This is a genomic window from Bacillus luti, assembly GCF_001884105.1.
Classification (GTDB): domain Bacteria; phylum Bacillota; class Bacilli; order Bacillales; family Bacillaceae_G; genus Bacillus_A; species Bacillus_A luti.
The window spans coordinates 62,987-76,357 of record NZ_MACI01000094.1 but is presented as its reverse complement, the minus strand read 5'-3'; the positions used below and the strand labels follow the sequence as shown (position 1 = coordinate 76,357).

At 35.1% G+C, this 13,371-nt stretch carries 13 protein-coding genes; 4 read left to right on the top strand and 9 right to left on the bottom strand.

Annotation, left to right across the window (positions count from 1 at the left end; translation table 11 throughout):
* The 3 genes from BAQ48_RS24365 to BAQ48_RS24355 all read right to left on the bottom strand — a co-directional run bounded on the left by BAQ48_RS24365 (position 1) and on the right by BAQ48_RS24355 (position 3,399).
* Positions 1–879, bottom strand: coding sequence for an NAD(P)-dependent oxidoreductase (locus tag BAQ48_RS24365; RefSeq protein WP_071713126.1), 879 nt, complete (start codon positions 877–879; stop codon positions 1–3).
* A 4-nt stretch (positions 880–883) separates the two neighbouring features.
* On the bottom strand, positions 884–2,017 hold the full coding sequence (locus tag BAQ48_RS24360; protein WP_071713125.1) for a serine hydrolase domain-containing protein: 1,134 nt from the start codon (positions 2,015–2,017) through the stop codon (positions 884–886).
* A gap of 89 nt (positions 2,018–2,106) precedes the next feature.
* Positions 2,107–3,399, bottom strand: a complete 1,293-nt coding sequence (locus BAQ48_RS24355; RefSeq protein ID WP_071713124.1) for a GGDEF domain-containing protein — start codon at positions 3,397–3,399, stop codon at positions 2,107–2,109.
* A 303-nt stretch (positions 3,400–3,702) separates the two neighbouring features.
* On the opposite strand from BAQ48_RS24355, the gene BAQ48_RS24350 reads away from it, so the two are divergent.
* From BAQ48_RS24350 to BAQ48_RS24340, 3 genes are all read left to right on the top strand, one after another.
* Positions 3,703–4,320 (top strand): nitroreductase family protein, encoded by a 618-nt coding sequence (locus BAQ48_RS24350; RefSeq protein ID WP_071713123.1) that lies wholly within the window; start codon positions 3,703–3,705, stop codon positions 4,318–4,320.
* A 318-nt stretch (positions 4,321–4,638) separates the two neighbouring features.
* Complete coding sequence (locus tag BAQ48_RS24345; RefSeq protein ID WP_000100490.1) at positions 4,639–4,857, top strand: hypothetical protein; 219 nt, start codon at positions 4,639–4,641, stop codon at positions 4,855–4,857.
* A 193-nt stretch (positions 4,858–5,050) separates the two neighbouring features.
* Entirely contained in the window at positions 5,051–5,413 is a 363-nt protein-coding gene (locus BAQ48_RS24340; protein WP_071713122.1) for a DUF3915 domain-containing protein, read from the top strand.
* Between the two features lie 97 nt (positions 5,414–5,510).
* Here the strand turns inward: BAQ48_RS24340 and ptsP are convergent, their stop codons facing one another.
* The 4 genes from ptsP to glcT form a co-directional block, all read right to left on the bottom strand.
* Positions 5,511–7,223, bottom strand: a complete 1,713-nt coding sequence (gene ptsP / locus BAQ48_RS24335; RefSeq protein ID WP_000174216.1) for a phosphoenolpyruvate--protein phosphotransferase — start codon at positions 7,221–7,223, stop codon at positions 5,511–5,513.
* The gene (ptsH, locus tag BAQ48_RS24330) at positions 7,223–7,486 is read right to left on the bottom strand and encodes a phosphocarrier protein HPr (protein ID WP_000411080.1); all 264 of its coding nucleotides are present in this window, start codon (positions 7,484–7,486) and stop codon (positions 7,223–7,225) included. The genes ptsP and ptsH overlap by 1 nt, the downstream gene beginning before the upstream one ends.
* A 135-nt stretch (positions 7,487–7,621) precedes the next feature.
* Complete coding sequence (ptsG, locus tag BAQ48_RS24325; protein WP_071713121.1) at positions 7,622–9,685, bottom strand: PTS glucose transporter subunit IIABC; 2,064 nt, start codon at positions 9,683–9,685, stop codon at positions 7,622–7,624.
* 339 nt (positions 9,686–10,024) lie between these two features.
* Positions 10,025–10,873 (bottom strand): glucose PTS transporter transcription antiterminator GlcT, encoded by an 849-nt coding sequence (gene glcT, locus BAQ48_RS24320; RefSeq protein ID WP_071713120.1) that lies wholly within the window; start codon positions 10,871–10,873, stop codon positions 10,025–10,027.
* A 165-nt stretch (positions 10,874–11,038) separates the two neighbouring features.
* Here glcT and BAQ48_RS24315 point away from each other — a divergent pair, with 165 nt between their 5' ends.
* Positions 11,039–11,845 carry a Cof-type HAD-IIB family hydrolase gene (locus BAQ48_RS24315; RefSeq protein WP_071713119.1) on the top strand — a complete coding sequence of 269 codons (807 nt, stop codon included), beginning with the start codon at positions 11,039–11,041 and terminating at the stop codon, positions 11,843–11,845.
* 73 nt (positions 11,846–11,918) lie between these two features.
* Here the strand turns inward: BAQ48_RS24315 and BAQ48_RS24310 are convergent, their stop codons facing one another.
* Together BAQ48_RS24310 and nagB are read right to left on the bottom strand one after the other, a co-directional pair.
* The gene (locus BAQ48_RS24310; protein WP_071713118.1) at positions 11,919–12,650 is read right to left on the bottom strand and encodes a GntR family transcriptional regulator; all 732 of its coding nucleotides are present in this window, start codon (positions 12,648–12,650) and stop codon (positions 11,919–11,921) included.
* Positions 12,580–13,368: a glucosamine-6-phosphate deaminase gene (gene nagB / locus BAQ48_RS24305; protein WP_001024203.1), complete on the bottom strand. Its 789-nt coding sequence runs from the start codon at positions 13,366–13,368 to the stop codon at positions 12,580–12,582. The genes BAQ48_RS24310 and nagB overlap by 71 nt, the downstream gene beginning before the upstream one ends.
* Positions 13,369–13,371: the final 3 nt, after the last annotated feature.

The window sequence follows — 13,371 nt, the reverse complement described above, 5'->3', positions numbered from 1 at the left end:
TTACCCCCTGATGTATTTTTTGTATAACACTTGTGTTCCACTATCCTCTTCTCCATCTTTAATTAACTCATCATACAATTCCTTCGCCAAGCTTAAACCTGGTACTGGTAATTGTAATTTTTCAGCCTCATCTAAAGCAATCTTCATATCTTTCATAAAATGTTTCACATAAAATCCTGGTTCAAAATCTCCCTTTAACATGCGAGGAGCTAAATTACTTAATGACCAACTACCTGCTGCACCCGTTGAAATGCTCTCTAATACTTTATCTGGATCTAGTCCAGCCCTTTTCGCGTAAGCAACAGCCTCACATACTCCTATCATGTTAGAAGCAATCGCAATTTGATTACACATTTTTGTATGTTGTCCACTACCAGCTGGCCCTTGCAACTGAATATTTGTTCCTAGTTTTTCAAATAACGGTAAACATCTATCATATATTTCTTTCTCTCCACCGACCATAATTGCGAGTCTAGCCTCTTTAGCACCAACATCTCCTCCAGATACAGGTGCATCCAGTGTATATACATTCTTTCTTTTACCCACTTCATTGATACGTTTTGCCAATGTTGGAGTAGATGTTGTAAAATCAATTGCTATCGTGCCTTCATTTGCATTCTCTAAAATTCCATCTATCCCAAAATATACTTCTTCTACATCATGTGGATATCCAACCATAGTCATTACAACATCAACTTGCTTCACTAACTCTTTCGGTGTATCACACCAATTAGCACCATCTTGCACTAAAGAATCTGTCTTCGCTTTTGTTCTATTGTATACATATACTGTATGACCTTCTTGCATTAAATGATGAACCATACTTTTTCCCATTACACCAATACCGATAAAACCTATTGATAAAATTTTGTTTTCCATATTCTTATCCCCTTTGCTCTAATAAATCACTTACCATCTTCCGAAACTCTTTATTAAAATCATCATCCATACTATTTTTCACATTTGAAAATAAAATAACAAAAGTCCCTTTTTCTTTATTAAAATTATTGAAAGTATTCCAACCAGATAGTACACCATGATTATGAAAATAATCCGGATATATATAAAAGCTAAATGCATATTTCCGTTCTGCTGAAGGTGAAAACATCGCTTGTATACTTTGTTCAGAGAGAAGTTTCCCATTTATAATCGCTTCGTCTAATTTCTTCATATCTCCAACTGTCGTATACATCTCACCACAACCATATAACCAATCCATTGATAATTTTTGTGCAGGTTCAAGTACATTGTCTTTCTTTACATACCCTTTAGTAAAATGCTGATCACCTGGAGTCGTATTTCCCATACCAGATTCATGCATTTCGGCTTTAGTAAATATATTTTCTTTTATGTAATCTCCTAAAGTTTTTTTTGATATGCTTTCTATAATATAGGCAAGCACCATATAATTATAATCTGTATATCTCCAACCTTCCCCTGGCTGAAACGCTAATTTTTGACTTCCAATCCAATTTACTAAGTTTATACGGGAAGACGCATTCACTTTCCCTTCCCCTTTTTCTGGTAAACCTGATGTGTGCGTTAACAAATGATATAAAGTGATATTTTTATCTGCTGGAAAAGAAGGTATATATTTGTTTACATTATCTTGAATATTTAACTTTCCTTGTTCCTGCAGCTGTAAAATAGATGTAGCAACAACTGTTTTCGTAATAGAACCGATACGATATTTTGTTTGAGGCGTATTCTCTATTTTATTTTGAATATCAGCATATCCATATCCTTTATTCAATATAACACGCTCTTTATCGGTTACTAAAACTGTTCCATTAAATTGCTTTCCTATTAAATACTGATCTAACTTTTGAGATATACTAGCATAATCAATTTGTTGTTCTTTTTCTTCTATATTCTCTTGTACTTCTGATTCAATAGTAGGATTCACCTTAGTGGTTAATAAAGTGCTTTCCTTTATATTGGGATTATAGAGAAAATAGTATACTCCACCGCAAACTACAGCAGACAGTGAGGCCATTATCATTATTTTTTTTATCATGTTGTTCCTCCATAATTCCTTCTTTCAAAGTGCCCCCATATTCTATTATCAAACAATAAAAAAAAATCGCAACAATTTGTTGCGAAAAATCACATTTTTTCTTTTCTATACACACATACTTGATTCTTTCCATTTTTTTTCGCTTCATATAATGCAATATCCGCTCTTTGCATTAATTCTTCCTTTGTAATCCCTTTTTCATATAACGCAACTCCAAAACTCGCTGTTAATTTCGAAATTCCAGAGAATTGCTTTGTTTCAATGAAAAATCGTAGTGACTCCGCAACTTGAAATGCTTCTTTTTCTACTGTATCTGTCACTAATATAATAAATTCTTCGCCACCCCACCTTGCAAATACATGTTGATGCTCCACTTTAGATTTCATAAGTTCTGCAAGCTGAATTAATGCTAAATCACCAAAATCATGACCATACGTGTCATTTACTTTTTTAAAATTATCTATATCAAATAAAATAAGTGCTATGTTTTCATTGTTACGCATCGCATTATCCCATTCTGCCTCTAGTATTTGTTGGAATTTCAAACGATTATAAATCTCTGTTAACGAATCTATCATAGCAAGCCTTTCTTGTTGTTGATAGATTTCATCTAATTCTGTAATCTCTGTACACTTTACAATAAATCTCGATAAATCTTCTGGCAATGGTGTCGCACGTAATAAAAAAGTTGATACGATCCCTTCATAATTGGACATCTTAATTCTTCTATCATATGATAATGTATCATCTAGCCATGTTATATCATGAGTCGTCGAATAGTATCCATTTTCTCTAATAAAATGTTCAGCAAATACTAAATGTTGCTCACGATAGGCAAACAAATTTTCATATCCGAAAAACGCTAAAAAATTCGTATTACAATCAACAATCTCATCGTCTTCTACTATGAATAATAGGTCATTTTGAAAATCAAACATCGTTTGAAGTAGTTCTTGTTGCAAACTTACTTGTCGTACTAAAGAAAGCTGATACAAACTCTTATTTACTTCCTCTAACACCATTTGTGGAGTCACAGGGGCTATCACGATATTACGTATTCCTAACGTAAGCACCTCTGCAAACTCGCTTGTTATCTGTTGATCCCAAATGACAATGAATGTACTATGCGGATTATACATATTCTTTATATATTTTATTTGAGAAAAATCCGTTACATACATAATTACAATATGCGGCCTAGTCTTATGAAACAATACTTCTCCTTCTTCAAAACTATTTGCTATAAACATACATTTTGGATGGATATTTTCTATCGTTTGTTGATGTGTGCACCCATTTTCTATATAAAGGACATTTAACTGAAGATCTTGTAATACATTTTGGAAAACCGTATTCTCTAATAAAAAATGTAGTATGTTCATCACTAGTCTTCACTCACTTCATATATCTTGTTCTACTGAATTCCTCACAAATATTTTATAATACCAAACATATTAATTAATGAGGGATACACGTTAACAAGCTAATTGAGAATGTTCTCTTTTCTTTTTTGACTCTACAAATTCCTTTTTTAGTGTATGATTATTGGAATTGTATCGTTTGTATGAATGCCCTAGCTTACCCTTTAAAACTTGACAATTAAAATACAGATATTATATTCTTAAGTTCGATAACTTACAAAATGTAAGTAGAATATATTTGATATATAATTCGGAGGATATATAATGACAAACGACAACTTTTTTAACGTTCTATATGAACGCACATCTACACGTGCATTCAACCCTGAAAAAGAAATTTCATCTTCAGAGTTACACGAAATTTTAAAAGCAGCTGCCCAAGCACCTTCTGCTTGGAATTTACAACACTGGAAATTCCTCGTTTTCCAAGGCGAAGATGTACAAAAACGATTGCACCCAGTTGCTTATAACCAACAACAAATTCTTGATGCTTCTGCAGTAGTTGCCATTTTAGGTGATTTAGAAGCTTATAAAAATGTTGAACCAGTGTATGGTCCAATTGTAGAACAAGGGTTTATGAAAGAAGAAGCAAAAGAACGTTTAGCTAATAATATTGAATCTGCATATGCTCGTGAACAATTCCCAAGAGATGCTGCCTTTTCAAACGCATCTTTAGCAGCAATGCAACTTATGCTTGCAGCTAAAGCAACTGGCTGGGATACTTGTGCTATTGGTGGGTTCAATCCTCAAGCACTTACAGAAGAATTCAATGTTTCATCTCGATACGTACCAATTATGCTTATTACAATTGGTGAATCAACTTTAAAAGGCCATCCTGCCCCACGAATGAGCGTAGAACAAGTGAGTGAATGGGCGAAATAATAAAGTGAAACTTTAATCAGTGGGGTTCCCTACTAATTATTAGTCTTCACTAATCGGACAGTTATCTCCCAACAAATAGCGGGATAAAAACGAAGGTAATTTCATTACCTTCGTTTTTTTATATTCTGTTACACATCCGTAATATTAATATGGATTATTCGGCATCTACACATATAGAAACAGTAAAACTTATGCCATTCTTATATACATATATGGCGTTTCATGTCGAAATTTGTTAAAACAATGAAATATAACCGTGTGTTTTTGTTACAATTATGATACAATGATAACAAATAGATAACAAGAGAGGGATTTTCATTGAGTTCATACGGAAGCTTTATCGCACTTTTAAGTTACATAGTGACTGTACTACTTCTATATTTTATTGGCGATGCTGCAAACATATCAGTGTTACAATTCCCAAAAGAAGAAGCGTTCCAATTAGAAGCAGAAAAACATACTGCTCGATCCATTGCACCATTACTGTTAGCTCTTCCTGTATATATTATCGTTTTATATAAAAGCAAAAAAGTGTAAAGACTAATTCATTCATTTTGGTGGTCTTTACACTTTTTTTATGATATTTGTCCTATTTTAAACATCATTCCGTACTAAATACCCAGCTAGTCTTTTAAAATGAGAAAATACCCTAGAAAAAATTCCACTCTCTGTCCAGTCACTCACTACCGAACTTACATAGATTATAAGTGTGAAGGGGGTGATGAGGATTATGTTTGGATCATTTGGATGCTGTGATAACTTTAGAGACTGTCATCATCATGAAAGAGAGTGCAGACATCATGAGAAAGAGAAAGAGAAAGAAGTAGTTAGACCACAACAACCAGCTGTATGTAACGTACTTGCTAGCATTTCAGTTGGAACAGAGCTTTCTCTTTTAAGCATTAGAGGTAACGGCACTTTCAACAATGTAATTTTTGAAGGTTTCGCTAACGGTGTTGCTCTTTTCTCTGCTTTAGCTCGTAATAACGATAACAAAGATAACAATAAAGACGATAAGAACAACCAAAATCGAAATACTTTTACTGGTATTTTACGTGTATGCCCAACTGACATCGTTGCTATCGCTATCTAATTCTGTCCCTTATCCTCTATAGTAAGAAAATAAGATTTACTTTTCTCATAGAAAAAACCTGAGACCGATTTCAAATCGACTCAGGTTTTTTTATTGATTATATGCTTTTAACTAGTTCAACAACTTCTTCAGCAGTTGACATCATTAATGCCTTTTCTGCTAATGTTTCCATTTCTGCTTTTGACAACTTGCTTAGTTGTGTTCTTGCAGGAAGAATAGATGTTGCACTCATACTGAACTCATCTAAACCTAATCCTAATAATAATGGGATAGCAAGTGAATCTCCCGCCATCTCACCACACATACCAGCCCATTTGCCTTCTTTATGAGCAGCATCGATAACCATTTTTACAAGACGTAAAATTGATGGGTTATATGGTTGGTATAAGTAAGATACTTGTTCGTTCATACGGTCTGCAGCCATTGTGTACTGGATTAAATCATTCGTTCCGATAGAGAAGAAATCAACTTCTTTTGCGAATTGATCCGCTAATACTGCTGAAGCTGGGATTTCAACCATCATACCAACTTCAATAGAATCAGAAACAGTAGTACCCGCTTCTACAAGTTTCGCTTTCTCTTCTAATAAGATTGCTTTCGCTTGACGGAACTCATCAAGAGTTGCAATCATTGGGAACATAATTTTTAAGTTACCGTATACGCTAGCACGAAGTAATGCACGAAGTTGTGTACGGAACACATCTTGCTCATCAAGACATAAGCGAATTGCACGGTATCCTAAGAATGGGTTCATTTCTTTTGGTAAATGTAAGTATGGAAGCTCTTTATCTCCACCGATGTCAAGTGTACGAACAACGACTGGTTGACCTTCTTTTACACCTTCAAGAACTGCTTTATACGCTTCGAACTGTTCTTCTTCTGTTGGAAGATTGTCACGGCCCATGTATAAGAATTCTGTACGGTATAAACCAACGCCTTCTCCGCCATTATCGATAATACCTTGTACATCATTTGGTGTTCCGATATTTGCAACAAGCTCAACGTGATGTCCATCGCTTGTTACAGTAGCTTGGTCTTTTAATTTAGCCCATTCAGTTTTTTGCTCTTCAAATTTCGCTTTCTTTTCTTCAAAAGAACGAAGAGTTTCTTCAGATGGGTTTACAATTACTTCTCCATCTAAACCGTCAATGATAACGATATCGCCGTTTTGGATTTTCTCCATAACAACTTTCGTACCAACAACAGCAGGAATTTCCATAGAACGAGCCATAATTGCAGAGTGAGATGTACGTCCACCGATATCAGTTGTGAAACCTTTTGCATACTTACGGTTTAACTGAGCTGTATCAGATGGTGTTAAATCTTCAGCAATAATGATTACTTCTTCAGAAATTGTACCAGGATTTGAGAAGTTAATTCCTAGTAAATGTGCAAGAACGCGTTTTGTTACGTCACGAATGTCCGCAGCACGTTCTTTCATATATTCGTTATCCATGTTCTCAAACATAGAAATGAACATTGATGCAACTTCATCCATTGCAAATTCAGCATTTACTTTTTCACTATTTACTTTATCTTTTACTGGGTTTACTAATTCTGGATCATTTAACACTAATAAATGTGCTTCAAAGATCGCAGCTTTATCAGCACCTAGCTCAGCAAAAGCGTGGTCCTTAATAGCTTCTAATTCAGTTTTTGCTTTCTCAAGCGCAGCGTCTAAGCGTGCAATTTCTGCAGCTTCGTTTGTAATTGATTTCTTTTCAATGTTAAATTCAGGATTCTCAAGTCTGAAAGCCTTTGCAATCGCAATCCCACTTGATGCAGCGATCCCTTGAATGTTAAGAGTCATTATTCTCCTAATCCTTCGTTTTTCATAGTTTCTTCGATAGCTGCTAGTGCTTGAGCTGCATCATCACCATTTGCAGTGATTTTAATTTCTGCGTTTTGTTGAATGCCTAAAGACATAACGCCCATGATTGATTTTAAGTTAACGTTCTTTCCGTTATACTCTAAGTTAATGTCAGAACCAAATTTGCTTGCAGTGTTTACAAGTAGAGTTGCTGGACGAGCATGAATTCCTGAGTCGCTAGTTACTTTAAAGATTTTTTCCATGATAATTTATCTCCTTTAAATTACGTATTTTTTTAGTTGTATAGACGTGAGTACTACATCATCTATTGTATATAATAGGCGATGTTCGGTCAACCACATCGCCTATTATAATTATAAACATTTTGCGTCAAATTCCTACTGAATGTCAATAATAGCGTTTTCGCCCTTCTTAACATTTCCATCTTTTTTCAATTCAACTTGTTGTCCTTGTTCTAAATTCGTAAAGACAATAGGTGTAATGATAGATGGTGCATTTTCTTTTACAAATGCAAGATCCACTTTTAATAATGGTTGTCCTTGTTTCACTTTATCACCTTGTGCTACAAGTGCTTCAAAACCTTCACCATTTAATTTTACAGTATCAATACCGAAGTGGATTAAAATTTCTTTTCCGCCTTCAGATTGAATACCAATCGCATGCTTTGTAGGGAATACGTTAACAATCTCACCGTTAACTGGAGAAACTACTGTTCCTTCCGTTGGTTCAATTGCGAATCCGTCTCCCATCATTTTTCCTGAGAATACTTGATCAGGTACTTCTGTAATCGGTAAGATTTTTCCTTCAATTGGTGAAACGATTGTTTCGTTTTCATCAACTTTTTGAGGAGCTTCCTCTACTTTTACAGGCTCTTCTTTTTCAACATGAGGTGTACGACCTGACATAATATCATGAATTTGTGATTTTAATGTGTCAGATTTCGGTCCAAAGATTGCTTGAATGTTATTTCCAACTTCAAGTACACCAGCTGCTCCAAGCTCTTTTAAACGATCTTTGTTTACATTCTTTTGTTCGTTAACTTGAACACGTAAACGAGTAATACAAGCGTCTAAAGAAGCAATGTTTTCTTTACCACCAAGTGCCACTAATACTTCACGAGGAAGTTCACCAGCTTCTGTTTTTCCTGCGCCGTCATTTGCATTTGCTACTTCACGACCAGGTGTTTTTAAATCCCATTTACGGATTGCAAAGCGGAATCCGAAGTAGTAAATAACTGCTAGTACAAGACCAACAATAATTACCCACCACCATGCTGTACGGCCTGGTAGTACACCGAATAACATAAAGTCGATTAAACCACCAGAGAATGTCATACCAATTTTAACACCTAAAATTTGCATTGTCATAAATGATAGACCAGCGAATACTGCGTGAATTCCGAATAGTACTGGTGCTACGAATAAGAATGAAAATTCAAGTGGCTCTGTAATACCTGTTAAGAAAGATGTTAATGCAGCAGAACCTAAAATACCAGCTGCTAATTTTTTGTTTTCTGGACGTGCTTCATGGTACATTGCTAAAGCTGCTGCTGGAAGACCGAACATCATGAACGGATACTTACCAGTTGTAAATGTACCTGCTGTTAATTCTACACCATCTTTTAACTGTGCCATAAAGATTTTTTGGTCACCACGGATTAATTCGCCAGCTGCATTTGTATACTGACCGAATTCGAACCAGAATGGTGAATAGAAAATGTGATGTAGTCCAAATGGAATTAATGAACGTTCAATTAAACCGAAAATAAATGCTGCTAACGTTCTATTTGCATCAATCATTTGATGTGAGAACGTATTTAAGCCACCTTGAATGTATGGCCAAACGAAACACATGATAATACCGACTACTAATGAGAATGTTGCAGTTGCGATCGGTACGAAACGCTTACCTGCAAAGAAACCTAAGTATGATGGTAATTCAATATTGAAGTATTTATTGTAACAATATGCCGCTACTATACCGACGATAATACCACCAAATACTCCTGTTTGCAGTGTTGGAATTCCTAATACATTGGCATATGCAGGATCTGCAAATCCAATCTTCACTGGATCTGCTCCAGAACTTGTTACTTTCACTAACTTATCTACTTCTAAGAACACACTCATCGTTTTGTTCATAATTAAGTAGCCGACGAACGCTGCTAAACCTGCTACTCCGTCTCCACCAGCTAAACCAATTGCTACCCCAACTGCGAATAATAATGCAAGGTTAGCGAAAATAATATCACCAGATTGTTCCATAATTTTGGCAACCATTACGAACCAATCTGCTTTTAAAGCAGGAATAACATTTGTTAACTGTGGATTTTGAAACGCATTACCAAATCCAAGTAAAATACCTGCTGCCGGTAAAATCGCTACTGGAAGCATAAGCGCTTTTCCGACTTTTTGAAGAACACCAAAGATCTTCTTAAACATGGAAACCCTTCCTCTCTTATCTATATTGATACTTTTCGACAAACGCCAAAAAGGCATGAGGAAAAAAAGATAGAACGATAGCTATACAAAGGGTAGTATATCCCTTTCTCTAGCTTACATTCCTTACTTTTCTCCACTCATGCCTGATCGAATCAGTAACACGTGTCAAAAATAGGTTTACGTATAATTTCACTATAATTAAGGCAAACGTTTTCGTTACTCACCTTAATGTGTTTGTCGAAAAATGTATAACTTTGCAATAGTTATTATACATAACTATTGTAAGCGATTCAATGATTTTTTCTAACGTTTTCATTTTAGACAAGAATATATGTCTTTTTACACATGCTCCGCTTTCACTAATCGTTGCAAGTGCATTGTTAAGTATATACTCTCTGCTTCATATACAGGCAGTCGTAATTCTTTTTGCATGACCTTAACTAGCTTCCAAGCTAAATTATAACAAATTGGATATTCTGCTTTTAATAAATCTGCAAAACTTTGTGACTCCTCTACCTTTTCCCCTTTTTTCACTCGTTCAATAGCATATTGCAAATGACGAATAAGGCGTAAATAATGAATACTTTCTTGATCTAATGTAATTTGTAAGTTTGTCTCAATTAAAGATACAAGCTGTGCAATGAGACGGGAGTTTTGATTAACTGAAGATAAATCTGAATTTGTAAGTGAACTGTAAATATGAAGTGCAATAAAACCAATTTCTCCTTCTGGCAATGTAATTTGCAAACGAGAATTTAAAAGGTCTACAACACCTTCAGCGATTTCATATTCCTCTGGATATAGCATTTTCGTTTCAACTAAAAAAGGATTATCAATTGTGAGTCCTTGTTTTAACCGCTTAATCGCAAAAGAAATATGATCTGTTAAAGCGATGTGAATATGTTCATTTAATGGCGACTTTGCCTTTTCTTGAATATAAAACATAATGTCGTTCATTAGTTCAATTAATTTTTCACTCACATGCGGTACTAACAATTTATATTGTTCACGATCACGTTCATTTTTTAAAACAAACATTTTTTCAATTTGTTCTTGCTCCAATACATCTTTCGCTTTTTTCCCAAAGCCAATCCCTTTACCAATCACCACTACTTCCTCGTGTTCGGGATGGCTAGCAATGATAACATTGTTATTTAAAACTTTTTTAATTTCTAGATAATTACTCATATAACACCACCCTCGTACTTAAATAGCCTGCTTTTATGTTACAGAACATTCTTATTTGTCGTCAATGTAAAACATCTACCATTTAATAAAAATTCATTTTTTAGACATGTTTGTACATGATGCGTATAATGTAAGGGCAACTGTACATAGAAAGGAGACCGCAATATGATAAAAATGTTTGTGAGTGATATCGATGGTACAATGATGCAACACGGAGGGCTAATTGACGAACAAGATATCGTTGCACTTCGTAGTCTAGCTGAGCAAAATGTGATTCTTTGTTTCGCTTCTGGACGACTTGATAATGAAATTGCAAATTTAATGCAAGCTGTAAATACAAATTTCCATCGCATTAGTGTAAATGGTGTTTTCGTATATACGTACGAAAATAAGCAACTATTATCTGCAACATTCGATTCGAGTATTTTACCTGATTTGCTAGCAATGACAAATGAAGATCCTTATTTCCGTTATGTAAGTGATGAGCATAATTATTACATTGAAGAGAAAACACCGTTTATTCATGAACTTGAACAACAAGTAACTATGACTTCTGTTGAAGAACCTAATTTATTACAGAAAATAGATGATACAATTTTTCCAAATAAAATTTCTGTTGGAGGAACAAAAGAAAGCTTACAACTCCTTCAGAAAAAGATTGATGAAAAATTCCATGGAAAAGTTAGTACGTTCATTTCCGCAGAACAATGTTTAGATGTAATGCCACCAAATATTAGTAAAGGTTCTGCTATTTCTGTTTTATTAAAAGAATTTCAATTACAACCAGAGGAAGTTGCTTGCATAGGCGATTCTTACAATGATATTCCAATGTTTTCTTTAACTCCTCACAGTTTTGCTATGTCTCAAGCAGATGACGCAGTAAAAAAACACGCTCACTATGTAGTAGATGCGGTTAAAGATGCCGTTAACCACGTGATTGCTCATAATAAAAATACGACTCACTCCTTATAAGGATGAGTCGTATTTTTATTTCTTTACATGTTTAACAATTTTAAATTTACTGTACTTCACAAACTGAAATATATTATTTGTTACGTGCGATGTTTGTAATAAATTTATAACGATCCCCACGATAAATACATTTCACATACTCTAACGGTATCTCACCTTCTGAATATGACCATTGACGCATTACAAGTACAGGCGCCTTTTTAGGAATATGCAGATGTTCCGCTTCACTATCCGTTGCAATTGAAGCTTCAATTGATTGAGTAGCGCTAACAAGCTTAAAGCCCAGTTTTTTCTCTAAATGTTCATATAAAGATTGTTGCAATATTTCTTCGTTAATATCCTTTACAAGAGCTGGCGACAAATATGTCGTCTCAAAAGCAATCGGCTCATCATCAGCTAAGCGAATACGCCTTACTTCATAAACCGATTCTCCCTCCTGTATTCTAAGCCGGTCTGCTATTTTCGCAGTAGCTGGAACTAGGCGGAAACTAAGTAATTGACTACTTGGGTTCATCCCGCGAGAAATCATATCTTCTGTAAATCCCGTCATTCCTTGCAATTTTTGCTCTACTTTCGGAAGTTGAACAAACGTTCCAATTCCACGCTTCCGATATAAATAGCCTTGTTCCACTAAATTATTAATCGCCTGTCTGATTGTCATACGACTCACTTCGAACTTATCACAAAGTTCATTCTCAGATGGGATTTTATCTCCCGGCTTCCATTCGCCGTCCTCAATTAGCTGTTTCACCCACTCTTGAATCTGATAATAGATCGGAAATGGTGAATACTTGTCGATGTTCATCAGCAATCGCCTCACTGCATAAAGATAGAGCTTCTTGATCAGCAATTACGGTTACATTCGGATGACGTTGTAAAACTGTAGCAGGACACGCTTCATTATATTCGCCTTGTAATAACTCTTTAACAGCTTCCGCCTTTTTAGAACCCATAGCAACAAGTAGAATTTGTTTCGCTTTCATAATACTTCCTATTCCCATTGTAATCGCATGAGTTGGCACATCTTCTTCTTTTTCGAAGAAACGAAGGTTTGCTTGGCGTGTAGATTCTGTTAATTCAACAATGTTCGTTGGAGAATTAAACGATGTTCCTGGCTCGTTAAATCCGATGTGACCGTTTTCACCGATTCCAAGAATCTGTAGGTCAACTGGGTTAGCAGCTAGAATGCTCTCGTAACGTTTGCACTCTTCCTCTAAATCACTTGCCATCCCGTTTGGTACATAAGTTTGTTTAAATGGAAGATGATCAAACAACTGTTCTTGCATGAAATAGTGATAGCTGTTTTTATCTTCATGTGGTAAATTTACGTACTCATCTAAGTTTACAGTGGTTGTATGGCTTGTATCAAGTTTATTTTTTCGCATTTCTGCATAAATACCTAATGGAGAGCTTCCTGTAGCCATTCCTAATGTTGGATTTTCTTTTGTTTTTACAACTTCTTCAATTAATTTATAACCTGCTTCTGCTAATTCTTCTGGAGTTTTTACAACAAGAATATTCATTTA

Excerpts from the sequence above, each read along its gene's own strand:
- BAQ48_RS24365 (WP_071713126.1), bottom strand. The coding sequence starts at position 879 with ATGGAAAACAAAATTTTATCAATAGGTTTTATCGGTATTGGTGTAATG.
- BAQ48_RS24360 (WP_071713125.1), bottom strand. The coding sequence starts at position 2,017 with ATGATAAAAAAAATAATGATAATGGCCTCACTGTCTGCTGTAGTTTGC.
- BAQ48_RS24355 (WP_071713124.1), bottom strand. The coding sequence starts at position 3,399 with ATGAACATACTACATTTTTTATTAGAGAATACGGTTTTCCAAAATGTA.
- BAQ48_RS24350 (WP_071713123.1), top strand. The coding sequence starts at position 3,703 with ATGACAAACGACAACTTTTTTAACGTTCTATATGAACGCACATCTACA.
- BAQ48_RS24340 (WP_071713122.1), top strand. The coding sequence starts at position 5,051 with ATGTTTGGATCATTTGGATGCTGTGATAACTTTAGAGACTGTCATCAT.
- ptsP (WP_000174216.1), bottom strand. The coding sequence starts at position 7,223 with ATGACTCTTAACATTCAAGGGATCGCTGCATCAAGTGGGATTGCGATT.
- ptsH (WP_000411080.1), bottom strand. The coding sequence starts at position 7,486 with ATGGAAAAAATCTTTAAAGTAACTAGCGACTCAGGAATTCATGCTCGT.
- ptsG (WP_071713121.1), bottom strand. The coding sequence starts at position 9,685 with ATGTTTAAGAAGATCTTTGGTGTTCTTCAAAAAGTCGGAAAAGCGCTT.
- glcT (WP_071713120.1), bottom strand. The coding sequence starts at position 10,873 with ATGAGTAATTATCTAGAAATTAAAAAAGTTTTAAATAACAATGTTATC.
- BAQ48_RS24315 (WP_071713119.1), top strand. The coding sequence starts at position 11,039 with ATGATAAAAATGTTTGTGAGTGATATCGATGGTACAATGATGCAACAC.
- BAQ48_RS24310 (WP_071713118.1), bottom strand. The coding sequence starts at position 12,650 with ATGAACATCGACAAGTATTCACCATTTCCGATCTATTATCAGATTCAA.
- nagB (WP_001024203.1), bottom strand. The coding sequence starts at position 13,368 with ATGAATATTCTTGTTGTAAAAACTCCAGAAGAATTAGCAGAAGCAGGT.